This window comes from Fusibacter tunisiensis, from assembly GCF_016908355.1.
Classification (GTDB): Bacteria; Bacillota; Clostridia; order Peptostreptococcales; family Acidaminobacteraceae; genus Fusibacter_D; species Fusibacter_D tunisiensis.
The window spans coordinates 44202-68652 of sequence record NZ_JAFBDT010000003.1 but is presented as its reverse complement, the minus strand read 5'-3'; the positions used below and the strand labels follow the sequence as shown (position 1 = coordinate 68652).

Genomic DNA, 24451 nt, shown 5'->3' with positions numbered 1-24451 from the left:
TCTTGCCTCCTATTCCTCAAAATGCGCATCGATATATTTTTCGGCCTGAACTGCTGAAATTGCACCATCTGATACCGCCGTAACAACTTGGCGTAAGGATTTTGAACGAATGTCACCCGCTGCAAATACACCTGGGATTTTTGTTTTCATAGTATCATCCGTCACAATATACCCTTGACCATCAAGATCTAGTTTTTCTTTAATCAATGTATTTTCAGGAAGGTACCCTATAAAAACAAATACCCCCATAATACCATCGTCTTCATCTGCCATAAGTGTTGTTTGCGCACCTGTTTTTTTGTTTTCCAGCACAACACCTTGAACAATGCCATCCCCAATAAATTCTTTTGGGACAGTATCATATATAAATTCCATCTTCGGATTTTTCATTGCTTTTTCCACAATTGATTTAGCGGCTCTGAACTCATCTCGTCGATGTACCAGTGTGACTTTTCTAGCAAACTTTGTAATAAACATACCTTCTTCTAAAGCTGTGTCCCCACCACCAAAAACAACAACTTCTAAATCTGTGAAAAATTCAGCATCACATGTGGCACAATATGAAACGCCTTTTCCGGTTAATTTATCTTCATTTGGTATGCCTAACTTTCTAGGAGAAGCACCCATTGCTAAAATAACTGCTTTAGCTTCTATAATCCCTTTATCCGTATGAATTTTTTTGATTTTTTCATCAAGTTCAAGTTGGGTTACTGTTGCTTTTAACCGTTCAGCACCAAAAGCTTCACATTGCTCAACCATTCTCGCTACAAGTGAAGGTCCTGTTGCATTTTCTATAGACCCTGGATAATTTGCCACTTCTTCAGTTGACGATATTTGACCACCTGTTTTGTCACGCTCAAGAATTAGAGTTGACATTTTTGCCCTTGAAGCGTAAAGTCCCGCTGACAATCCGGCTGGACCGGCACCAACAACAACAACATCGTACTGCTTGTTCATAATATTCCCTCCTAGTGTCAATTATTCTTAACATCAAGTACCGCTAATGCTATATTTGAAGCATGATCTGAAACACGTTCCAGATTGCTTAACAAATCTAAAAATACAATACCTGCACTGGTCTCACATCTGCCATCGTTCAAACGCTGGATATGTTTCTTCCGAAGTGTTTTTTCCATCTCGTCAATAACACCCTCAATTTCTACAACTTTTTGAGCTTTATGTCGGTCGCCCTCTTTCATTGCATCCATTGCCAATGTATAGGATTGGACAACTTTTTCAACCATTTCTTCCATCTCAACAACAGCTTTTTCAGAAAAGTGGACATTGTTTTCAATCTTAAATTCTGCAAGTTCTGCTACATTTTCAGCATGGTCGCCAACACGTTCAATGTCATTAATGGTACTAAAGAGCCCATCAATCATCTGACGGTCTTCAAAATCGATAGATGTATTGGACAGCTTAATCAAATATTCACTGATTTCATGTTCAAGTGCGTTAATTGTCTTTTCAAGTTTAAGCGTCTTCTCAATGGCTTTTGGGTTGTTGTTCTGTACGGCATCAACACTGCTCTCCAAAGACATTTTGGTTAAATTCCCCATATGGAGCACTTCTTTAACAACTTGACCCATTGCAATTGCCGGGGTTTCTATCATACGATCGTCCAAATATTTTTTGCCAAACATCGCTTCTTCTCGCTCCATTTCAGTAACTGGCAACATTTTTTGAACCGCTTTGACAATCAAACCTGCAAACGGAAGTAAAATAAGTGTGTTAATAACATTGAAGAAGGTATGGGCATTCGCCAATTGACGCGCAGGATCATCACTGATAGAAGTAACGATGTTCATCGTCAACTTGCTAAAGAAAATTATAAATACAATTGTTCCCACCACGTTAAATAACAAATGCATCAAGGCTGCTCTTTTGGCTGTCCGATTTGCACTTACAGATGAGATCAACGCAGTTGTAGTCGTTCCAACATTGGTACCTAAGAGCACTGGAAAAGCAGCTTCAATTGGAAGTGCACCCGCCAGAGCAAGGGCAACCAGAATTCCTGTTGATGCAGAGGAACTCTGTACAAGGGTGGTTAAAATCAAACCAACAAGGAATCCTTCAATTGTTCCAAGAACCGTTCCTGACCCAATATCTGCTACAATATTTGTAAAGGCTTGCATTTCTTTAATAGGCGAAAGTGCCTCTTTCATAATATCCATTCCTAAGAAAAGCATACCAAATCCCAATATGATTTCTCCAAGAATAATCTGCTTATTCTTTTTACCAAAAATTTTGATACCACTACCAATTGCAATTGCAATTGGCGCCAGAGCCGTCAAATTAATGGAAACCAATTGTGCTGTAACCGTGGTTCCGATGTTAGCACCCATGATAATTCCAATCGCTTGAGTCAAATTCATGATTCCAGCATTGACAAAGCCAACAACCATTACTGTTGTTGCAGACGAACTTTGAACTGCTACAGTAACAATTGCACCAACCAGTACACCTTTAAAGATATTGCCAGACAGTTTTTCAATAATTTTTTCCAGCTTGTTTCCGGCAGATTTTTCAATACCGTCACTCATGACACTCATCCCATAAAGGAAAAGTCCCAAGCCCCCAAGTAATGGTATAATCATACCCAACAAGTCTTTAAATGCTAAGCCATCCATATGATACTCCTTAATTTTAAATTTGAATCTATCCATAAAAAAGCACTACACGCAAGATAGAATGTAGTGTTCTTATGTCATCATTTCAGCCCCTTAAATCCTCTTTGTCTAAGCGCTTCATAGAGAATAACAGCCACTGAATTTGAGAGATTGAGACTCCTTAGGTCCTCATGCTGCATCATTGGAATCTTAAAACGTCTTTCCCAATATGCCTCATGAATTTCAGGAGGCAGTCCTGATGTTTCCCTTCCAAATATTATAAAAGCTTCCTCTTCAAATTCAATTTCATCATAGTATTGAGTCGTTTTAGTTGTCGCAAAATATAAAGGCTTTTCGCCATATTTTTGTAAAAACGCATCCATGGACGCATGTACCTCAAGGTCCAAATGTGACCAATAGTCAAGTCCAGCACGTTTTAAATGCTTATCATCAATTGAAAATCCAAGTGGTTTAATCAAATGTAACTTTGTCCCTGTAATGGCACATGTTCTCGCAATGTTTCCTGTATTAGGCGGAATTTCCGGTTGATAGAGTACAATGTGTATCATATTTTCTCCATTATTTCTTAATGCCTATGTCAAACTCTATTTCACCCATTGGCGAAACTAAAGGCACGCAAATTGTTTCAATTCCAGAAGAACTGATTTGTATCGATTGTCCTTTAACCAATGAAGGGGGTGTAATGTCAATTTTAACACCCAGGTTAAACAATAGAGTTGCAGAGTTTCCCATAATCATATTGCCGAGTTCTGACAATGCACTTTTTGCCATTTCATCAATTTCATCTACAGGCATGCCCATCATCATGCCGGATGCAATGGTTTTTGCAATTTCTTCCGACAAACTGAAAACGGCTTGCCCTTTTATATCCCCCGTAATGCCTAAAATAATAACGATTTCACTGGTTGGGTAAGGGTTATTTCTAATAGAGGGTCTTCCTACTGTAAATTTATCGGTCACGAAGTTATTTAAAACCTCAGTTGATGCTTTTATAAACGCGTTGACATATTCGGCTTTCACACCATCGCCTCCTATTCTGTAATGTTGCCTCTCACAATTACTATATCACATATTGTCATTCAGTTATATACGATTATCTTTATATGATAACCAAAAAAAATCAATTTAATCACTCTATTGATTTATGGCTTTAATTACAGGATAACCCATCACATATTCTACTTTGTTCACACCACAATTGTCAACGCCAAAACGCCAATAACCAGATGGATCTCCATAACACAAATAACTAAGAAGGGCTTGAATAACACCGCCATGAGCTACAATTGCTATTTTAGCATCTGAATCCACATCGTAATCCTTAACAATCTCATTAAAAGCACGAGACGTACGCGCGTACATTTCAAGAAGACTTTCCCCTTCTGGAACTTGAAACCGTTCAAAATCTTGAAACCACTGATTTACTCTATGAGGGTCAGAACCTTTAATTTCTTCAAAACTTTTCCCTTCCCAAACACCAAAATTCATTTCTTTAAGCGCCTCCATCACTTGAGGCGATAGGTTATGATGCTTAGAAATCGCCTGTGCAGTCTTCAAAGCCCGTATTAAAGGAGATGCATAAATGGCATCTAATTTTATAGATTTCATTTTTTCAGCGACACTTTCCACTTGCTTTATTCCCGTTTCATCCAAGTCAACATCCCAAACACCTGCAAACTTTTTTTCGGCGTTTGCCACAGTTTGGCCATGACGAATCAAATAAATTATCATTCTGCACCCCGCTTTGAAAGACTATGTTCTTCTGCTGCCAAAGCCCATTGATCTTTAGCATATTGCTTTAAAAGTCTGTTTTTATAGATAAACTCATGCCTTACAGTCATGTCAAACCACCGTATGGCTTCTTTATAATTTTTTAATTGACGGTTTAATTCACCAATTAAATAAATGATTTCAATTTCTTTTTCAGGCATTTCATCATTTCTTTCCACCTCATAGGCACTAATAAACTCCTGAAGTGCTTGCGTAATGTACTTTATCTCTTCATCAGAATTTTGGATCTCCCGATTAAACCATGCAAGTCTAAGATAGAGTTTCCCCAAAACACTGTTTTTTTCACCTACAACTTTATAGGTCACAAGTGCTATTTTATGCACTTGAATCGCTGATGCCACAGTTCTTTCGCCGGTAAAATCCTGTTGTACCCAGTTCGAAGCAACCACTTCTTTTAATTTGTCTTTTTCACTGGCCTTTAAGGGCGCTTTAAAATCTTTTTCGAATTTAGCAAAACCACACTTAGGACAACAAACGACACCATAATGTGTTGGATTTTCACCATAAAATGTTGCATGAAAATCTTTCCCTCTGCTTTTTGTTCGAATTGCTGATGTTTTTACTTGCTTCGATGTAAACTTATTTCCACAAACCGGGCACGTATAGGTCCGGTCAAATAATCCAGACATTTATCTCTCCTATTTTTTCCAATTAATTTCAATTCGATCTCCTGGGTTTAATACATCTGTGTATAAAGCGCGCTCACCGTTTAACCTCAGATTCAAAATGCCTTGTGGTTTGGTCAAATCAAAATCTATATAATTAAACACATCCACAAAAACAGGTTGTATTTTTCCAATCGGTATCTCTACAGGTTTTTCATTGACAAAGACTGTCATTTCTGCAGATGAATCACCATCTGGCGTTTCCACTGGTGTCTCCACAGCTTTTTTTTCAATGGGTTTAAAATAATACTTTTCACCCCATCTTATTGAATCCTGTTTTCTTAAAGGTGTATCTCCATTTAATATATGGAAATACATCAGATCAATTTCCATTAATTCTGCTAAATCATTAACTGTTTTGATCCCCTTTGTTTCAATTACATCGCCGGGCATCACTTTATAAATGCCTTCTCTTGCCACACCATTTACCTCAACAGCATGTATACATTTGATTTTTTGGCCATTTATTGAAATTGACGCTTCGTAATTTACGAGTTCTTTCAGTTCAAGTGATCGTATGGACCCTTTTGTTGCTGGTATCACCACAATTTGATCCTTGTGGCTTATTTTTTCATCCAAAGCTGAAAGGCCACCATTAAGCAATATTTTCGCAGGATCTCCGTAATCCCCTTTAAGTTCCTTTATCTCTCCATTCAAGGTAATCTGCATAGCGTCACCACGTTCAGAAATTAAATTTCTCGCACTGATTCCTGCAAGCAACAGAGCATCCGCTACTTTAAGCGGTTTTGTATTTAACAATCGTATAGAGGTTTCATTGACATTAACCCTTATAAAATCATGATCTCTCTCTTCAAATGCTGTAACACCAATCCCAATAGGCGTCATAAACTCAGGGCCCTTTAAGACCTCTGATTCAAAAACTATTTCTGGGAGTTGATCAACTGCTTTAATTGCAACACGTTCCATAGGTAGTCCTAATGACTCCGCCAAATCTTCTGTAAAAAACGGGATTTGAGATCCGCCACCTATGCAAAAAACAGCACTTGGTGCTTTTTGATTCAGTTCCAATAAATTTTGAGCCACTTGTGTTGCTATAAACCGAACAACTTCCCGTATATCTCGCATGACTTGTTCAGTTGTTATTTCATGTTTAAGCCCAAGTATATCCATATACTCGTGACGCTCTTTTTGATTGAGTTCCACCTTTAATTTTTCAGCCCGATTAAAATCCAAAAGGTAGGTTTGGGCAATCTTTTCTGTAATTTCATCACCTGCAAGAGATACCATTCCATATGAAACAACTGTGCCTTCCTTGGAGATTGCAATATCCGAAGTCCCCGCACCCACATCAACCAGTGCCAAATTAAGGAGTCGTAAATTTTTAGGGATGGCCACATTCATGGCTGCAATTGGTTCCAAAGTAAGGTTCATCACTTCAAGTCCAGCTTTATGAACAACTGAATACAGACTGTCCACAACAATATGGGGCAAAAAAGTTGCAATTATTTCCACACCAAGTTCCCCACCACGATGCCCCAGCGGGTTTAAGATCATAGCATCATCCAAGAAATAGTTAACAACACTGTAACCAACACAATAGTACTGTGACTGTTTTCCAGTTTTCTTAGAAAGTTGGCTTTGTGCCAGCTGAATTGCTTGCATTTCAACACTCTCTACAAGAGCCTTATCTATTTCAACAGTTACATCTATCCCAGCATCCGACCTAGCCCGTTCTGTTTTTAGAGCCCGTCCTGCTGCAGCAATGGCAGCCCGTTCAATTTTATAGCCATTTCGAGACTCAAGCTCTGAAACAACTGTCATAACCACATCCGTCACCTTCTGTATGTCGTGAATTTGACCATCAAACATAGCCCGTTCTGGATGTTCTAAAACTTCGAAATCCACAACCACATAGTCTTTGCCGATTTTTTTTGACAAAACACCAACAACGCTACGCGTTCCAATATCAAGTGCGAACATTATATTTTTAGGCATGGATTCCAATTTCATTTTCGTTCTCCTTTGTGACGCTTTTTATAATAATCGCAATAAGGGCTAATCTTGCAGGTTTCACAATTTGGTGTTCTCGCCTTGCAAACCCTTCTTCCATGCAAAATTAACTGATGGTGAAGCTTTGTCCACCGATTCCGATCAATGGCTTTTTCAAGTTGTTTTTCGGTTTCGACTACATTTTTCGCACGCACAAGTCCAATCCTATTAGAAACTCGAAAGACATGCGTGTCAACTGCAATGGCAGGCACACCAAAAGCATTGCTGATTACAACATTCGCAGTTTTTTGACCGACCCCTGGGAGTGCCTTTAAATCTTCATGTTTTTCTGGTACAAGACCATTCCATTTGACAACCAAATTTTCAGCTGTCAAATGTAGATTTCTTGCTTTCGTTTTATAAAGCCCACAAGGTCTTATGATCGTTTCCAATTCATCAATGGGTAATGCCCTTAATTTTTCTGGATTTGGTGCCACGTCGAAAAGCACTTTCGTTACCTTATTTACACGGACATCTGTGCATTGTGCACTTAAAATAACCGCTACAAGAAGTTCATACGGTGTGCTATAATCCAATTCAGCTCTTGCATCAGGATAGAGTTCATCTAAAATTTCCAAGAGAATTGGTATGTTTTTTTTATTCATAATTTACCTCTCGTAAACATTATAACCCATTATATCATACTAAAAAATAAAAATAGGTGCGAAAATGCACCTATTTAAAGATCGCTTAATTTGTGTATTTAATAACTTTACTCAATGAATAAATAATCCAAGAATAAGCCGGAATCGTCACAACAGATGCAACAATTCTTCCGGGTAAAAGCAGAATGAATCCTTTATCCAAGAGCATTGAAAGCCATAACGTATTCAAAAATAATGCGTTGATCACATAAGTGATACTTACAGCAAAAGCAATTTTATCAAATGCAATTTGACTTGATTTGTTTTTAAATTTTGTTGAAATCACAAATGGCAAAACAATAAATAGTGCCGTTACAAGTGCCATCAGTACCAACATCAAGATGGTTTGTGAATTTCCAAAATCAAGACCTTCACCTCTAAATACAATCCATGCAATTAATGTGGCAAAAATCACCATCATCACAGCATTTATATAATTAAAGTTCACCTTCATGTTTTGGATTTTTATTTTCTTAAATAAAACACCTGAAAGCACACCATAGAGTGCGGCAGTTACTGTGAATCCAGGATGAAACATCGACCCCATAGGGTTAATCAAAAATCCCGTCAGATCCGATACAACACCAACAATTCCACCTGCTAAAGGTCCTAACATCATGCCAGCTATAATCAGCGGCACCGTCCCAAACCCAATTCTTAAGGCTGGCAATCCCCCAAGGGGAATCATATAAGAAAAAAAACGGGTTAGTACAATACTTGCTGCTGCAAGCAGTGCAGCCTTAACAATTACTGTTGTGCTCAACTTGCGTGTGGTTCTTTTTGTCTCCATTATTAGCTCTCCTTTCATGCAATACCCTACTATTACATTACTACTCAAAGAGCATAATAATGCAACAGCGGACGCAGTAAAACACCGCAGACATAAGTCTTTCGTTTAGGGACAACTTCCCATTCCCTAACACTTAACGCGTTTTACCTACTCTGTTACGTAGCGCTTTAATTTTAAAGCATTTGATCCAGTTCGTCAACAACCTTCTTGAAGACATTTAGAGCACCTTTTACAGGTGCATCGGTTTCCATATCTGCGCCTGCTTTTCTCAAAATATTAATTGGGTAATCGCTAGATCCAGACGATAAAAATTCCAAATATCGGTCTACAGCAGGTTGACCTTCTGTGAGCATCTTATCTGCAAGCGCAATTGCCGCAGAAAACCCAGTTGCGTACTGGTACACATAAAAATTATAATACATATGGGGAATTCTTGCCCATTCGTATTTAATCGCATCATCCACAACAACATCAGGTCCAAAATATTTCCGATTTAGGTCCAGATAATGATTACACAAATAATCCGCAGTTAAAGCCCCACCATTTTCTACATGGGCATGAATATCACGTTCAAACTCTGCAAACATTGTCTGCCTAAAAATTGTGCCTCTAAACTGTTCCAAATAGTGGTTGAGAATATACTTTTTCTTATTTTCATCTGTCAAAGTCTTCATCAAGTAATCATTTAAGAGCGCTTCGTTTGTTGTGGATGCCACTTCTGCAACAAAAATCGAATAATTGCCATAAACATAAGGCTGTGTGCCACGGGTTAAATACGAATGCATTGAGTGTCCTAATTCATGTGCCAACGTAAACATGCTGTCCACATTTTCCTTGTGATTTAAAAGCACATAAGGTTTGGAATCATATGTTCCCCAAGAGTATGCACCTGAACGTTTTCCCTCTGTTTCAAAAACATCTATCCATCGACTTGAAAAGGCTGATTTAATCGTATTTTGATAAGATTTTCCAAGGGGTGCAATGGCTTCTGTTACCATTCCTTTCGCTTCTTCAAAAGTCACGGGAAACTCTACATTCGATACAATCGGGGTATAAACATCATAGAGGTGCAAGTCTGTCACACCCAAAACCCGTTTGCGCAATTTCATGTACTTATAAAACGTCTCTAAATTGTCATTGACTGCTTGGATTAATTGATCCGGTACAGAAGTTGGAACATTGTTCTGAAAAAGAGCAGCTTCTCTAGCAGAGGTATGTTTACGCATACGGCTATAGAAAATGTTTTTCTTAACTTCACTTTGCATTAATGTTGCAATGGTATTGATGTGGGTTTCATATGTTTTATAGTATTTGTTAAACGCATCTTCTCTAAGGACTCGGTCTTTGCTCATCATCAAAGAAATGTAAGATCCATTTGTTAATTTATGAACTTTTCCCTCTGAATCAATTGCATCTTCAAACGTCATATCTGCATTCAAAAGCATGCCATAAACATTAGATGGAACGCTTCCCATTTCCTCGGTTTGTGCCAGTATGGATTCGATCTCTTCTGATAAAGTATGCGGTTTATTTCTGAAAAGATCTTCAAAAGCTTTTCTATAAATAGACAATGGCGGATACGCAAGAAAGGCCTCAACTTCTGAATAAGGCGCACCCAGTATTTCAGGGTTGAAAAACGACATCATTTCTCCAATTTCAGCCATTAATGATTCAACTCTCGCAGCCATTCCCTGATAGATTGGATCCCTTGTATCTTCATCATGTCTCAATCTGGCGTAAGTCACAAGATTGGTCATTTTTCGCGTCAACTTTTCCTTCGCTTGAATCGCTTCATGCAAAACCTCTGCACTTTCAAGCAATCTGCCTTTGTAAACTCTGAATTGTTCCGCATCCGCTTTGACACTTATAAATTCAGCTTCCCAATTGGCATCCGTTTCAAAAAGATCCGATAAATCCCACTTGTACTGTTCTGCTACATCTGCTCTTTTCATGCTTCCTCCTCGATAGGTTAATTAGAATATTTGTGGCTGCCACTTTCTAGATCTGATAAATACGTCACCAGTTCATCTGGCATATATATCAATTTTAATCCACAGCTAAAAACATTGCCTGTTGCACGACACCAAACGACTTTGCCAATCACAACATAATTCTCATCTTCAAAATCCAAATTCATACTCAATGTGGTATCAGGACTTAATGCCGTATTGCACTTAATACCCAAACCGCCTACTGAAACGTCTCTTAATGTAATCTCCAGAGGGGTCTGAATCTCAACCACCTGGTTGGATGCGTGAAAATTATAAGTTTCAATTTGACCCAGTTGTTCAAATCGTTTATTGCGCCTATTATCCATAACGCGCCCCCCTATCTGCTTATTTTTTATATGAGCTCTTTAAAGAGACTATACGATTAAACACATACGTATCAGGTGCTGATAATTTAGAATCAACCACAAAATACCCGTGTCTTAAAAACTGATAGTGTGTTGTTTCTGTATCGCTCTTAAAAGCAGGCTCAAGTTTACAATTTTCCAAAATCACTTTTGATTCAGGATTAAAAACCCGTTCTTCTGCGTCATCTTCAACTTCTAAAATTAAATTTTCATAAAGTCTTACTGTTGCATCAACCGCATGATCCGCACTAACCCAATGAATTGTGCCCTTCACTTTTCGGCCTGAAAACCCAGAACCACTTTTTGTTTCCGGATCATAAGTACATCTAAGCTCAATAACATTTCCATTTGTATCTGTTCGAACGTCAACGCATTTAATAAAATACGCTTTTCTAAGCCTAACTTCATTGCCAATAAAAAGCCTGTGGAATCCCTTTGGTGGATTCATCTCAAAGTCTGATCGCTCCACATATATCTCATGGCTAAATGGCACAAGACGCGTTCCCGCATTTTCAGCGTCTGTGTTGTTGTCATCTTCAAGCCACTCCACTTGATTCTCAGGATAATTCTCAATGACAACTTTCAAAGGTTCCAAAACAGCCATTCTTCGAGGTGCCTTCGGCTTTAGGTCTTCACGCACACAATGGTCTAAAAGGTCACGGTCTACAACACTATTGCTTTTAGAAACACCGATACGCTCAGCAAAATCTTGAATCGCTTCTGGCGTAATCCCACGACGGCGCATACCTGAAATCGTATCCAGTCTCGGATCATCCCACCCTTCTACAACACCATCATCCACCAGTTTTTTGAGATAACGCTTTCCTAGAACCGAATCTTTAATATAAAGTTTTGCAAATTCGATTTGTTGCGGTCTTTTAACAGCGTAATCATTTAGATTCATTAAAACCCAGTCATAAAGAGGTCTATGATTTTCAAATTCCAAAGAACACAGAGAATGTGTAACACCTTCAAGGGCGTCTTCAATTGGATGGGCATAGTCATACATTGGATAGATACACCATTCATCCCCTGTATTGTGGTGCGTTGCATGGGCAATTCTATAAATCACAGGATCTCGCATATTGATGTTAGGGCTGCCCATGTCAATTTTTGCCCTTAAAACACGTGTCCCATCCGGAAACTCACCCTGTTTCATGCGCTTAAATAAATCTAAATTTTCTTCAATTGTCCGATTTCTATAGGGACTTTCCTCACCAGAAGTCGTAAGTGTTCCGCGGGTTTGTCGGATTTCATCTGCAGTTTGATCGTCAACATACGCAAGGCCCTTTTCAATTAATTCAAGGGCATATCGATACATATCGGCAAAATAATCAGATGCATAAAATAAACCATCCCAATGACAGCCAAGCCACTTAATATCTTCCTTTATGGCATGGACATATTCCACATCTTCCTTAATCGGATTTGTGTCATCAAACCTCAAATTGAACCTTCCGCCATACTTTTGAGCCGTTAAATAGTTGATTAAAATTGCTTTCGCATGACCAACATGTAAATACCCGTTTGGTTCAGGCGGAAATCTAGTTTGTACAGTGTCTACCTTGCCAGATGCCAAATCGGCATCGATTATATTGTGAATAAAATTCGTCGATTCTGCTTTCATGCAGTCCTCCTTAATTAACTTAATCTTTCAGAATTTTTTTTACAGACGCGATTGTATATTCCAGATCGGTTTGGCTTGTGAAATATGAGAGCCCAAATCGAATCGATCCTTTAGGGTAGGTGCCATAAGTCTGATGGGCAAAAGGTGCACAATGTAGACCACCTCTTGTTGAAATGCCATAGTTTTTATTGAGTTCGTGGACAAAAAAAGAAGGGTCTATATCTGGTACTGAAATGGCCAAAAGTCCCATTCGCATACTGGGGTTTTTGTAGCCGATTGGGCGAATCCCAATTTCAGTTTCTAGTCCTTTTTGAAAATAGGTCATGAGTTCCAATTCATGCTGCCTAATTTCTTTTATCCCAATATGTTGTATGAATTCAAGGGAAGCTTTTAATCCCAATATTCCAATGGTATTTTGAGTTCCTGATTCAAATTTATCAGGCAACCATTCTGGCTGTTCCAAACTATCAGATAAACTTCCTGTCCCACCATAGATAAAAGGTTTCACCTTCCCAGCCATGCTTGGGTCAATTAAAACGCCTCCAATTCCAGATGGACCCAGAAGCGACTTGTGACCAGTAAACGCTAAAAAAGAAGCATTTAAAGTTCTGTAATCAACCTCAATTCCACCTGCAGTTTGAGCCGTATCAATGAAAAAAGGAACCTCATAAGCCTTGCACAACTCACCCATACGTATGGTGTCCAAAAGATCTCCTGTTACATTGGATGCCATGGTCGAAATCATAAGTTTAGGTTTATTGTGAAGTGCTTGCGTAAGCAGTTCAAAGTCCAGACCTTCACCTGGAATAAAAGGAATGGTCTCGTAACTTATACCTCTGGTCTGCCTAAGATATTCAAGTGGTCGCACAACTGCGTTGTGCTCTAAACTTGTTATAACAACATGATCTCCAACTTCTAAAAAACCATTTAAAACAAGATTTACAGATTCGGTTATATTTTTTGTGAAAACTACATGATCAACCGCATGAAAGCCAAAAAAATCTGCAATCAAAAGCCTCGTTTGATAGACTTCTCTCTCCAGATTTAATGCGTCATCCGATTGACTGCGGTGCAAACTGCCTCCATATTGGGTTATAGCCCTCACCAAAGCTTCTTCAAGCCCTTTGGGTTTGGGATAGGAGGTTGCGCCATTGTCGAGATAAACTTTCATATACAAACTCCATTTACTTGCATTATACCCAATTATAACACAACATAAAAAAAAGCGCAGAATTTTCTGCACTTCGAATTAATCTGCGGCGTAATGTTCTCCTTCAACTGTGAAAATCACCCATTCAGCAATATTGGTTGCATGATCAGCCATGCGTTCAAGGTACTTTCCAATCATGAGAAAATCCATACATTGTTTAATTTCATCTGGTTTTTCCCGCATAACAAGTTCAAGATCATCAAAAATCGTTTTAAAATAAGCATCCACCACATCATCATTTTTACAAATGTATTTGGCTTTTGAAACGTCTTGATCTATATAACAGTCAATGGTCATTTTTATCATTTTACGAACTTCTTCTGCCATTTTAGGAATATCAATTAAAGGTTTCACGTATACTTTTTCTGCCAGATTTATTGTCAGCTTTGATATATCCTGACAATGGTCAGCTATACGCTCCAAATCCGTCACTATTTTTACAATTGAAAAAAGAGACCTAAGGTCACTTGCAACAGGTTGTTGCGTGGCAATAGCAGTAATACAACGATTTTCAATATCCAGCTCCATGGCATCAAATCGGTCGTCGCCTTTGATAATTTTCCTTGCCAATTCTTCATCTTGATGAATCAAGGCTTCTATGGTTTCCTCAATAGCCTTTTCCACCAAAGTTCCCATTCTAATTATTTCCACATTAATGGAATTTAAGTTGTTTTCCAGTCCAATTCTCATAAAATATATCTCCTTTGCACATCAACCGAAACGCCCGGTAATGTAATCTTCTGTACGTTTGTCCCTAGGGTTTGAAAACAGTACCTCAGTGCGATCAAATTCAATAAGCTCTCCCATCAAAAAGAAAGCCGTCTTGTCTGAAATCCGTCCCGCCTGTTGCATAGAGTGTGTCACAATGGCAATCGTGTATTCTTCCTTGAGCGTATCAATCAGTTCTTCAATTTTCGCAGTGGCGATTGGGTCCAAGGCTGACGTTGGCTCATCCATGAGAATCACATCTGGTTGGACTGCAAGGGCTCTTGCAATACAAAGCCTTTGCTGCTGTCCACCTGAAAGACCGTAGGCATTGTCATTAAGCCTGTCTTTTACTTCATCCCATAAAGCCGCACTTTTAAGGCTTGTTTCTGCAATTTCCATTAATAGCGCTTTGTCCTTTATGCCATGTATTTTGGGGCCATAAACCACATTTTCAAAAATAGATTTTGGAAAAGGATTCGGTTTTTGAAAAACCATACCCACTTTTGTTCTCAATTCTTCAACCCGAACCGTTTTATCAAAAATATTATCGCCATGGTACAAAATTTCACCAGATGTCCGAACAATTGGAATGTTTTCTATCATCCGATTCAGGGTTTTTATAAAAGTGGATTTACCACAACCAGAGGGCCCGATAATTGCCGTCACCTCATTTTTCCCTATTTTCAAGTTGATGTCCTTAAGTGCCTGATCGTCTCCATACCAAAGATTCAGGCCCTTAACTTCATAAACTGTTTCCGATTTATGTTGTTGATTCATTAAAAGCTCCTTTGAAATTTATTTCGAATAACAATTGCCACTGAGTTGAGTATAAATAAAACCCCAAGTAAAACAATTATCGTGGCGGCTGCTAAATTGGCATATTCGGCCGTTAATACAGTGTCTAAAGTCCAATAATAAATTTGGATTGGAAGGGCTGTAAAGTCGTCCATTGGTGACGATGGAATTTTCAAAATTAGTGTTGGAATGCCAAGAACGACTAGTGGTGCCGTCTCACCAATCGCTCGTGACATAGCAAGTATCGACCCTGTCAAAATTCCGGGAAGTGCAACCGGAAGAACAACTTTGCGTATGGTTGTCCACTTTCCTGCCCCCATACCATAGGACGCTTCTCTTAAAAAGCCTGGTACAGCCTTAAGTGCTTCTTGACTCGACACCACCACTATAGGCAAAACCAACAAAGAGAGTGTCAAGCCCCCCGCTAAAATGCTGGACCCTAAGTTAAGCGCTCTTCCAAAAACCGCCAAACCAAGCAAACCAAAAATTACTGAAGGCACGCTGGCCAGATTCGAAATATTTATTTGTATAAAACGCTGAAGTTTTCCCTTCTTCGCGTATTCTTCAAGATAAATTGCAGTGGAGACACCCAAGATCAAAGTTACGGGTATAACCACAAGCATAAGGCCTACAGATCCAATAATCGCCCCTTTAATACCGGCCTTTTCTGGAAAAATAGACAAATTGTTGGTTAAAAAATCAAAATTCAACCAGCCGATGCTATCCGAAACAATTCTATAGATCAAAACGCCCAGAACCACCAGTGCAAAAACAGTAGAAAGAGAAAATAAGTATTTGGAAGCACTGCTGAGCCAGATACGTCTGTTTGTGTGTTTCGGGTTAATTTTTATATCAATAGGATGTGAGTTCATTAGTATTCCTCCCTAAATTTGCGAGAAACATATTGTGCTACTAAATTCATGAGCATTGTAAATAAAAACAGTAAAAGACCAACAGCGTATAAACTGTAATATCCCGTTGTTCCACTTGCAGCGTCACCACTTGTAAATTCAACAATGTAGCCTGTCATCGTCTGCATGGACTGGGTCAAATCAAATGTGAAATTCTTTGAACTTCCACTTGCAATGGCTACAATCATAGTTTCACCAATTGCCCTAGAAATTGCCAAGACAAACGATGCTAGAATTCCAGAAATTGCAGCTGGAATGACAACTTTCAATGTCACTTCAAGTTTTGTGGACCCAAGACCATAGGCACCTTCTCGCATTGCCTTAGGTACAGAGCTCATGGCATCCTCAGATAGAGATGCGACCATTGGAATAATCATAATTCCCATAACAATCCCTGGGCTAATCACATTTTTAGCACCAAGATTTGGAATTAAAGTCATCAAAATTGGGGTTACAAAGGAATACGCGAAAAATCCATACACAATTGTTGGAATTCCAGCGAGCACTTCCATGATTGGCTTTACAACCCGTCTGATTTTTTCAGACGCAAATTCACTTAGAAAAATGGCTGCTGTTAGTCCCACTGGTATAGCCACAGCCATGGCAATTAAAGACGTAAAAAGTGTCCCGTTAATTAAAGGTAAAATCCCAAACTCAGGATTTTTTGCATTCAATGGGGCCAGCCTTGTACTAAAGAAATCTTTTATTGGCACATCGCTGAAAAAATGGATGCTATCTGTTACCAAAATCAAAACAATGCCTGCAGTTGTAAAAATAGATATACTGGCCAACATCAAAAAGACAACCGGCATTAATCGATCTGCCCGGTGGCCTCTTTGCTTTATGTTATTTTGAATGACATTTCTAATTTGTAAGCTCTTTTCATTTTCCAAAATTGTCACCTCTTGAAATGGAGAACAGCATCAAAGATGAGAGCCTTGCTCTCATCTTTGATGACTTCATCCTATTGTAAAGCATCGAGTTGCTTGCTGTAAGCTTCGTATTCAGCAGCTGGCAATGGCGCAAATCCATTTTCACCCGCCAATCGTGCTGCACCTTCTGGCGATACAACATATTTTGCAAAATCCAAAACTTGTGGTTTCTCTTTCGCATAGTTTACATTTAAGTACGTAAATACTGGTCTTGTAAAACCTGCATATGGAAGGTCTTCACCAATTGTCTCTAGTGTCGGTTCAACCGGACCATTTCCAAAGTCAATTTTCACTGCATCAATTTTATCTTGATTGCTTACATAGTAACCAAATCCAAAGAATGCAATGGCATTTTTGTCTTTTGATACAAGGTCAACCAATGTGGAATACTCTTGCTGAAGGTTTGCTGTTGCAACCATATCTTGTTTGTCTAAAATCACTTCATAGAAAAACTCATATGTCCCGTGATTTTCATTTGGCCCAAAGAACTTAATTTCTTCACTTGGCCATTCTGGTCTAATGTCTGACCAAAGAACCTTGTCATCATCTCTATACTGCTTAGACAAATACATGTTTACAACTTCTTCTTTTGTCATTTCTTTCGCCCATGTGTTGTCTTTGTTGATTACCATTGTCAAACCATCAAGGGCCAACTTAAATTCATATACATCTTCTCCGAAAACAAGTCCATTTTCTTTTAGCCCTTCAATTTCAGAATCTTTAATTTTTCTAGAAGCATCTGAAAAATCAAGCTCACCTGGAATGAATTTCTTGAAACCTGCAGAAGATCCTGCACGACCAACTTGTACTGAAACACTGTTTTCCTCATTGACCATATATTCTTCAGCGATATGCGCCATAAGTGGATATACTGTTCCAGAGCCATCTACGATTACAGTACCTTCAAGTTCCGTTACATCTGCTGCTTCTGTTGCTTCTGCAGTTCCTGTAGCCTCATCACTCCCACATGCTGCAAGGGATAAAATCATAACACCCATTAAAATGAAAACCAATATCTTCTTCATGAATAACTCCTCCATAACGCTTTAATTTTGTAGTGTTCGTTAAGCACAAATACAATTTAACACGTCTATGTTAGGGAAAAATATGCCTTATGTTAAATGCATGTAAAGATAGAAAAAAACCGCTGATTCTTTTTAAAACCAGCGGTTAAGAGTCTGCTATTATTCGTTTCCTGGTAAGTAGATTTCAAATTCGGTGCCTTTTCCAGGTGTGCTATTTACCAGTATCTTTCCTTTATATAAAAGCACTATATGTTTTACGATAGACAAGCCTAAACCAGTGCCGCCTTGCACCCTACTTCTGCCCTTATCCACCCTATAAAATCGCTCAAAAAGCCTTTCTTTATGGGTATCATCAAATCCTATTCCCGTATCAGAAACCACCATTTTTATAAAAGGTGCATCTTTTGTTATGCTGAGTAAAACGCCTCCTGATTCAGTGTATTTAATGGCATTGTCCACAAGATTAATGACCATTTGTTTGATTCTATCTCGATTTGCCGAAACAAAAGCTTCATTACACATTTCGAGTTTTAAATACAGTCCTTTCTCCGATGCTTTCATTTCAAGCATCGTTATAACTTCTTCTGCTACAGTACATAAATCAACTGTCACTTTACTAAGATCCTGATCCATACTCTCTATTTCCGATAAGAGCAAAATATCATTAATGAGTCGATACAACCGTTCAGATTCAATGTCAATGATGTCCAAAAATCTAAGAGCATTGTCATGATCGTCAATTGCACCGTTTTTAAGTGTGTCTACAAAACCTTTAATAGAGGTTAAAGGTGTCTTAAGCTCATGAGAGACATTGGATACAAAATCACTTCTCACTTTTTCGAGTTTTCTTATCTGTGTAACATCTTGAAAAACAACAATACTTCCAATTGTCTTGCCTTCATTTGTGTTAATTGGATTCACATAAATTCTCAAAATCTTATCAATATGTGTGTAATTGAGTTCCTTCGTTTGTGAAATGCCATGGTTAATTGCCATTTCAATCATTTTAGAAACTTCTTCATTCCTGACTATTTTATACATAGATTCGTTTTCAGCCACATAATCTTCTGGCAACTCTAATATATCAAAGGAAATTTTATTGATCATAAGAATTTTACGATTGTGGTCAATGGCAATAATGCCATTAATCATACTGTTTAAAATGGACTCAAGTTCAATATTTCGACGTGTTAATTCGCGTATAGACAAATCCAAATTAAAGCTCATTGTATTAAAAGCATCTGTTAAAGTCCCTATTTGGTCTGTAGATGTTGTGTATATTTTTCGACCATATTCACCCTCAGCAATTCGATTTGCAGCGTCAGTTAACTCATAAATAGGTTTAGTAAGTTTTCGCACAAGCCAAACAGCCATGACAAAAGCAACGAGTGATACAAGGCCAACCAGTATAAATGCCAAATTCATAATCTGTGTGTTAAATGCTTTGAGTTCATAAAGTGGCCTGGAAAGTCTCAAAATATACGTGTCGCCATCAATTTCAATAGGGGTTGCAGCGTAGAGATGGTCTGTTTGTATGGTGTCACTATACCTAAGTGCAAGTGCAGTCTCTTGCGTTTGCAGTGCTTTTTCAATTTCTTCTCGATTAATGTGATTCATCATTACAGTCGGGTCTTCTTCCGTATCGGCCAAGACTAGACCTTCAAGGTCTACAATGGTCACCCGAACACCAATGGATTCCTTAATCTCTACAGCAAATGCACCAAAATCTTCTTTCTCAAGCGCACGATCTACGCCAAGTGCCTTTACCAACTTAACTTCATTTGTCAAATTATGTTCAAATTGTAGAATCATTGCGTCTCGAAGCGCGTCACGTACGATAAATGTAAACGAAATACCTAAAATTGCAATGAGCACCGCATAGGATGCAATTATCTTTTTTCTCATTGAATAACCTCTCTTAAATCCGTCTCTACTGAGCCTTAAATTTATATCCAATCCCTCTCACCGTTATAATTTTTTCTGGATTTTTATCATCTGTTTCAATTTTTTTCCGCAATTGCCTAATATGGACATCCACCGTTCGCGTTTCTCCCATGTAGTCATAGCCCCAAATGCTCTCTAAAAGTTCATCTCGCGTAAAAACACGCTCTGGGGATTGCATCATCTTCTCTAAAAGTTCAAATTCTTTAAGGGTTAAAAACACTTCTTCACCCTGTTTAAAAATTTGATGGGTCTTGGCATTAAGCTCCAATTCACCACGTTTTAAGGCAGAAGATTCTTCTAGGTCAGATTCATTTGATAAATTCCGGGCATTTGACCTTCGAATAACTGCCTTTAGTCTTGAAATCAGTTCCCGGGTCCTAAAAGGTTTCCCAATGTAATCATCAGCGCCCATTTCCAAACCCAAAACCGCATCAATCTCTTCATTTTTTGCTGTAAGCATTATAATTGGTATATTGGATTGACTGGATTTGCGAACACGCCTTAAAACGTCTATGCCATCTATGCCAGGCAACATTAAATCTAGTATAATAGCATCAGGGGATTCAGATGTTACTTTTTCAAGTGCAATTTCACCCGTTTCAGCTTCAACCACCTCAAAGCCATTGGCTTCAAGATTGTAGCGCAACAATTCCAGTATGTGAATTTCATCATCAACAATTAAAATTCTCTGTTTAGACATAATATTCTCCTTTTCCCTCTTTGACACCATTCTAATAATTTTTACTTTTATTAACAAGTTAAATTTAAGTTCATTCTATGTTAAGTTTCGTGTATAATAGATTAGCATCACGAAATAATTGGAGGTTTTATGGTTTCCTTAAGTTATAAAAAGAACAAAACTTTCTATAAATTGTTGTTTACAATTATGCTCCCTATTGCCTTTCAAAACTTAATTTCTTCATCTTTGAATCTCGTGGATAATGTTATGATTGGTCAATTGGGCGAAACGCACATCGCCGCAGTGGGTCTTGCAAATCAAGTCTATTTTTTGTTAAATCTGATTCTTTTTGGGGCAAACAGCGGTGCCAGCATTTTCATCGCTCAATATTGGGGAAAAAAAGACATAGAAAACATCAAAAAAGGTGTCGGTATAGGCTTGTCTTTTGGACTGGTCATTGCAACTCTATTTTTTGCAGCCTCTTTTTTCTTCCCAAAATTAATTCTAGGGTTTCTGTCAAAAGATTTTGAAGTTGTGACATTAGGGAGCAGTTACCTAAAAATCGTCAGTCTCAGTTACTTGTTTACAGCACTGTCCTTTTCATTTGGGTTTTCATCCAGAAGTATTGGCAAACCAAAATTACCTATGATTGCAAGCATTATCTCACTTTTAGTGAATACTGTGCTAAATTATATTTTGATATTTGGCTACATTGGCTTTCCAGCTTTAGGCGTGGTTGGTGCCGCTATTGCAACACTCATTGCACGTACCATTGAATTGATTATTATTGTTGTACACGTTTACCGAAACACACCTGAAATTGCCGTAAAATTAAGTGACATTAAAGCAATCACAAAGGACGAAATCATAAAAATCGGGAGAAAGGCTCTTCCAGTCATATTCAATGAAACCTTTTGGGCACTTGGCATGACAACTTATGCTTTGGTCTATGCGCGTATTGGCACAAATGCAGCTGCTTCTGTTATGATTTCAAATACTGTAAACTCTCTGTTTATGGTTATAAGTTTCGGTCTCGGGAATGCTGCGGCAGTTATGCTGGGCAATACTTTGGGCGCTGATGAAATTGAGACCGCTATTGATTACAACTCAAAGTTTATGACACTAAGTTTACTTGGCGGTGCAGTTGTAGGACTTTTGATCTTTCTCTTATCGCCACCCATTGTCTATAGGCTTTATAACCTCACACCAGAAGCTTACGAAATTACCATGTACACCATGCGGATTATGGCACTCTTCATGCCGTTTAAATTCTACAATACAATTTTAGTCATAGGAACCTTAAGAAGTGGCGGAGATACCTTCTTTTCAATGGTTCTTGAAATCGGTTGCGTCTGGCTGATTGGTGTGCCTCTTGCCTTTATTGGCGCTTTTGTTTGGAACCTCCCAGTTTACTGGGTTGTTGCACTGGTTTCTCTTGAAGAAATTGCAAAATTGATTTTGGGCATCCCACGTGTGGTCTCAAAAAAATGGGCCAAAAACATAGTTTCAGCCCATTAGCCTTCATGCCTTGGCTTTAAACGCCAATTCAACACAAATTTCGCCTAATTCATTTTTTATGGTAGTGACCATATGATCTTGGCTAGGGTCTTTAAAGACCGTTGCCACTACTGTTTCATGTGCCATAACTTCTTTTCTATACACAACTGTTACTTCCTTTAGCGTCTCCAAGCCTTGAGCCTTGAGAGACGCTTTTTTATAAGCATCTACTGCCCACCGCACATAAACGACATTGTTCACATGCCTGTTTATGTCCACGTCAGAGTCATAACTTGTAAATGATTGCGAAAACACTTCCGTTAAGCCTGTTGTTGAAATGGGCTCTCTTTTGGGTTTTATTGTAGAATTTTCAACACCAAATAATTTTGAAAACGACTCCGGAATTGTCTTACTCCGTCTGTTTTCAATATCTAGATAAGCCCATTTGCTCACTGCACGTCCAAGTAAAATGCTTTTTTCAGAAAAGAATTCATAGGTCCGATAGGCGATGAATTTTCTAAAATAAATAGGCTCTGTAACAACCTCAATTGCCTCAACTGCTTTAAGTGAATTTTCAAAAGAAACTTGCCATTCCACAATCACCCACAAGCCTGTATTTCTTACATCAGAAGGCCTGATAACTGAATTGAAATGCCGCGTCGATATATCTTGTAGTGCATTCATAACACTTGTTAATCTAATCTCACCTTCTTGATTGTAATCATAAGTTCGCATGGTGTAATGTTCACTATATTTATGTCCCATAAGTCACTCCTTTAACGCATCCTTTGTCAACTCTACGATTTTTAATACGACAGATTCTATTGCTTCATCCGAGACGCCACTATATGAAAAAACAAGAATTCGATTGTCCTTAAACTCCTCAACACCCTCTAATAAAATTTCTTCTTTACGGGCGTTTTCAACAACCTTTTGAAGGTCTACATCTGGATCAAAAGCCAAAACAACATGAATTCCAGATTCTTTGCCTACCAACTTAAAATGCGGTGGTGATGCCTTTTCAAAAGCTTCCACTAGCAGTTGATTTTTGCGACCATATATTTTTTTGATGCGTCTTAAATGCCTTTCAAAAGCACCTTCTGACATAAATTCAGCAAGGGCTAACTGTTCAATTTTTGAAACTGACTGTGAATAACGTGTTTTAATCTGTTGAAAATTAGGCATCAGTTTTTCAGGCAAAATTAGGAAACTAATTCTTAAGGCCGGAATCAAAAGTTTCGAAAAAGAACCTGCATAAACGACACTTTCACCATTGCTAATCCCTTGAAGTGCTGGAACCGGGAATCCTTCATATCTCAAGATGCTGTCGTAATCATCTTCAATGATATAAGCATCCTTTCTACTTGCCCATTCCAAAAGTTGCATGCGCTTTTTTATAGGCATAACACTTCCAGTGGGATACTGATGAGATGGCGATACATACACCAACTTCACATCACTTGATTCAAGAGCAGTAACGTCAAGACCATCTGTTTCAACTGGAATTTTAACAGTCTCATACCCGTGATCTTCGAAGATATACATGCCTTTTGAAAAACCTGGGTACTCAAACCCGATACGCTTAGTGCGTGTCCTTAGTGAAGCTGCTAAAAGACTTAATAAAACCTGAATCCCTGCACCTACAATGATTTGATCAGGCTGACATCTGACACCACGAGACTGAAGCATGAATTTTGCAATCTCATAACGAAGCACATATTCACCCTGTACATCACCAGCGCTAAGCAAATTGCCTGTCTGGTATTCCAGCACATGATTGACTGCCCGTTTCCATTCAGCAAAATTAAAAACACCCTCTTCCACACACTCTTGCCCACCACAAACTTCAACTGCTTTAGGGGGGGGAATTGTATGTCCTTCTTCAGCAATGTGCATAAACCCTTCAATGTTGAAATCCACAATGAAATAGCCGCTTTTGGGCCTACTTTCCACAAACCCTTCCAGCATAAGTTGATTGTAAGCATTCTCAACAGTTGCTTTGCTAATCCCTAGAGATTTACACACTGTCCGTACAGATGGCAACTTATCTCCCTTTGAAAAAGTACCTTCTAGGATATCTTTCTTCACCCGTTCATAAAGTTGCATATACTTAGGTTTTGATGAAAGTTCATCAAAAGACATCAAGTAACCAATCATTTATAATCCTTTCTGACCCTACTAACTAACATACAATTGCACCTATAAACAATGTCAATTGTACCTTATACTGAATTTGA

23 protein-coding genes and 1 riboswitch are annotated in these 24451 nt (G+C 38.4%); of the genes, 1 reads left to right on the top strand and 22 read right to left on the bottom strand.

Annotated features, from left to right (window positions below):
* Window positions 1-9: 9 nt before the first annotated feature.
* From trxB to JOC49_RS02910, 20 genes are all read right to left on the bottom strand, one after another.
* Complete coding sequence (gene trxB / locus JOC49_RS03005) at window positions 10-957, bottom strand: thioredoxin-disulfide reductase (RefSeq protein ID WP_204662113.1); 948 nt, start codon at window positions 955-957, stop codon at window positions 10-12.
* A gap of 17 nt (window positions 958-974) precedes the next feature.
* Window positions 975-2630 carry a Na/Pi cotransporter family protein gene (locus tag JOC49_RS03000; protein ID WP_204662111.1) on the bottom strand — a complete coding sequence of 552 codons (1656 nt, stop codon included), beginning with the start codon at window positions 2628-2630 and terminating at the stop codon, window positions 975-977.
* An 80-nt stretch (window positions 2631-2710) separates the two neighbouring features.
* Window positions 2711-3178, bottom strand: a complete 468-nt coding sequence (gene trmL / locus JOC49_RS02995; RefSeq protein WP_204662109.1) for a tRNA (uridine(34)/cytosine(34)/5-carboxymethylaminomethyluridine(34)-2'-O)-methyltransferase TrmL — start codon at window positions 3176-3178, stop codon at window positions 2711-2713.
* Between the two features lie 10 nt (window positions 3179-3188).
* Entirely contained in the window at window positions 3189-3650 is a 462-nt protein-coding gene (locus JOC49_RS13190) for a chemotaxis protein CheX (RefSeq protein ID WP_204662107.1), read from the bottom strand.
* Between the two features lie 114 nt (window positions 3651-3764).
* Window positions 3765-4361: an alpha-ribazole phosphatase gene (gene cobC, locus JOC49_RS02985; protein ID WP_204662105.1), complete on the bottom strand. Its 597-nt coding sequence runs from the start codon at window positions 4359-4361 to the stop codon at window positions 3765-3767.
* Window positions 4358-5050, bottom strand: coding sequence for a DUF2225 domain-containing protein (locus JOC49_RS02980; RefSeq protein WP_204662103.1), 693 nt, complete (start codon window positions 5048-5050; stop codon window positions 4358-4360). Before JOC49_RS02980 ends, cobC begins: the two co-directional genes overlap by 4 nt.
* Window positions 5051-5059: 9 nt before the next feature.
* Window positions 5060-7057: a cell division FtsA domain-containing protein gene (locus JOC49_RS02975; RefSeq protein WP_204662101.1), complete on the bottom strand. Its 1998-nt coding sequence runs from the start codon at window positions 7055-7057 to the stop codon at window positions 5060-5062.
* Complete coding sequence (gene nth, locus JOC49_RS02970; protein ID WP_204662098.1) at window positions 7054-7701, bottom strand: endonuclease III; 648 nt, start codon at window positions 7699-7701, stop codon at window positions 7054-7056. Before nth ends, JOC49_RS02975 begins: the two co-directional genes overlap by 4 nt.
* Before the next feature lie 85 nt (window positions 7702-7786).
* A complete protein-coding gene (locus tag JOC49_RS02965) occupies window positions 7787-8530 on the bottom strand; it encodes a folate family ECF transporter S component (RefSeq protein WP_204662095.1) in 744 nt (247 codons plus the stop codon).
* A 63-nt stretch (window positions 8531-8593) separates the two neighbouring features.
* Window positions 8594-8687, bottom strand: a riboswitch (THF riboswitch).
* A 16-nt stretch (window positions 8688-8703) separates the two neighbouring features.
* The gene (pepF, locus tag JOC49_RS02960; protein ID WP_204662092.1) at window positions 8704-10482 is read right to left on the bottom strand and encodes an oligoendopeptidase F; all 1779 of its coding nucleotides are present in this window, start codon (window positions 10480-10482) and stop codon (window positions 8704-8706) included.
* Between the two features lie 17 nt (window positions 10483-10499).
* Window positions 10500-10847, bottom strand: coding sequence for a PilZ domain-containing protein (locus tag JOC49_RS02955; RefSeq protein WP_204662089.1), 348 nt, complete (start codon window positions 10845-10847; stop codon window positions 10500-10502).
* A gap of 19 nt (window positions 10848-10866) precedes the next feature.
* A complete protein-coding gene (locus JOC49_RS02950; protein WP_204662086.1) occupies window positions 10867-12513 on the bottom strand; it encodes a glutamine--tRNA ligase/YqeY domain fusion protein in 1647 nt (548 codons plus the stop codon).
* Window positions 12514-12532: 19 nt separating this feature from the next.
* Window positions 12533-13684 carry an aminotransferase class V-fold PLP-dependent enzyme gene (locus JOC49_RS02945; RefSeq protein WP_204662083.1) on the bottom strand — a complete coding sequence of 384 codons (1152 nt, stop codon included), beginning with the start codon at window positions 13682-13684 and terminating at the stop codon, window positions 12533-12535.
* 78 nt (window positions 13685-13762) lie between these two features.
* Complete coding sequence (gene phoU, locus JOC49_RS02940) at window positions 13763-14413, bottom strand: phosphate signaling complex protein PhoU (RefSeq protein ID WP_204662082.1); 651 nt, start codon at window positions 14411-14413, stop codon at window positions 13763-13765.
* Window positions 14414-14434: 21 nt separating this feature from the next.
* Complete coding sequence (gene pstB / locus JOC49_RS02935) at window positions 14435-15208, bottom strand: phosphate ABC transporter ATP-binding protein PstB (RefSeq protein WP_204662080.1); 774 nt, start codon at window positions 15206-15208, stop codon at window positions 14435-14437.
* Window positions 15208-16098, bottom strand: coding sequence for a phosphate ABC transporter permease PstA (gene pstA, locus JOC49_RS02930; protein WP_204662078.1), 891 nt, complete (start codon window positions 16096-16098; stop codon window positions 15208-15210). The genes pstB and pstA overlap by 1 nt, the downstream gene beginning before the upstream one ends.
* The gene (gene pstC / locus JOC49_RS02925) at window positions 16098-16949 is read right to left on the bottom strand and encodes a phosphate ABC transporter permease subunit PstC (protein WP_204662446.1); all 852 of its coding nucleotides are present in this window, start codon (window positions 16947-16949) and stop codon (window positions 16098-16100) included. Before pstC ends, pstA begins: the two co-directional genes overlap by 1 nt.
* Before the next feature lie 152 nt (window positions 16950-17101).
* Entirely contained in the window at window positions 17102-18094 is a 993-nt protein-coding gene (locus JOC49_RS02920; RefSeq protein ID WP_204662076.1) for a PstS family phosphate ABC transporter substrate-binding protein, read from the bottom strand.
* A 159-nt stretch (window positions 18095-18253) separates the two neighbouring features.
* A complete protein-coding gene (locus tag JOC49_RS02915; protein ID WP_204662074.1) occupies window positions 18254-19999 on the bottom strand; it encodes a HAMP domain-containing sensor histidine kinase in 1746 nt (581 codons plus the stop codon).
* A gap of 25 nt (window positions 20000-20024) precedes the next feature.
* Complete coding sequence (locus JOC49_RS02910) at window positions 20025-20738, bottom strand: response regulator transcription factor (RefSeq protein WP_204662072.1); 714 nt, start codon at window positions 20736-20738, stop codon at window positions 20025-20027.
* A 129-nt stretch (window positions 20739-20867) separates the two neighbouring features.
* Here JOC49_RS02910 and JOC49_RS02905 point away from each other — a divergent pair, with 129 nt between their 5' ends.
* The gene (locus JOC49_RS02905) at window positions 20868-22235 is read left to right on the top strand and encodes an MATE family efflux transporter (RefSeq protein WP_204662070.1); all 1368 of its coding nucleotides are present in this window, start codon (window positions 20868-20870) and stop codon (window positions 22233-22235) included.
* Between the two features lie 3 nt (window positions 22236-22238).
* Here JOC49_RS02905 and JOC49_RS02900 read toward each other — a convergent pair whose 3' ends face one another.
* A complete protein-coding gene (locus JOC49_RS02900; RefSeq protein ID WP_204662067.1) occupies window positions 22239-22979 on the bottom strand; it encodes an acyl-[acyl-carrier-protein] thioesterase in 741 nt (246 codons plus the stop codon).
* Between the two features lie 3 nt (window positions 22980-22982).
* A complete protein-coding gene (gene pdxR / locus JOC49_RS02895) occupies window positions 22983-24371 on the bottom strand; it encodes a MocR-like pyridoxine biosynthesis transcription factor PdxR (RefSeq protein ID WP_204662064.1) in 1389 nt (462 codons plus the stop codon).
* Window positions 24372-24451 lie beyond the last annotated feature (80 nt).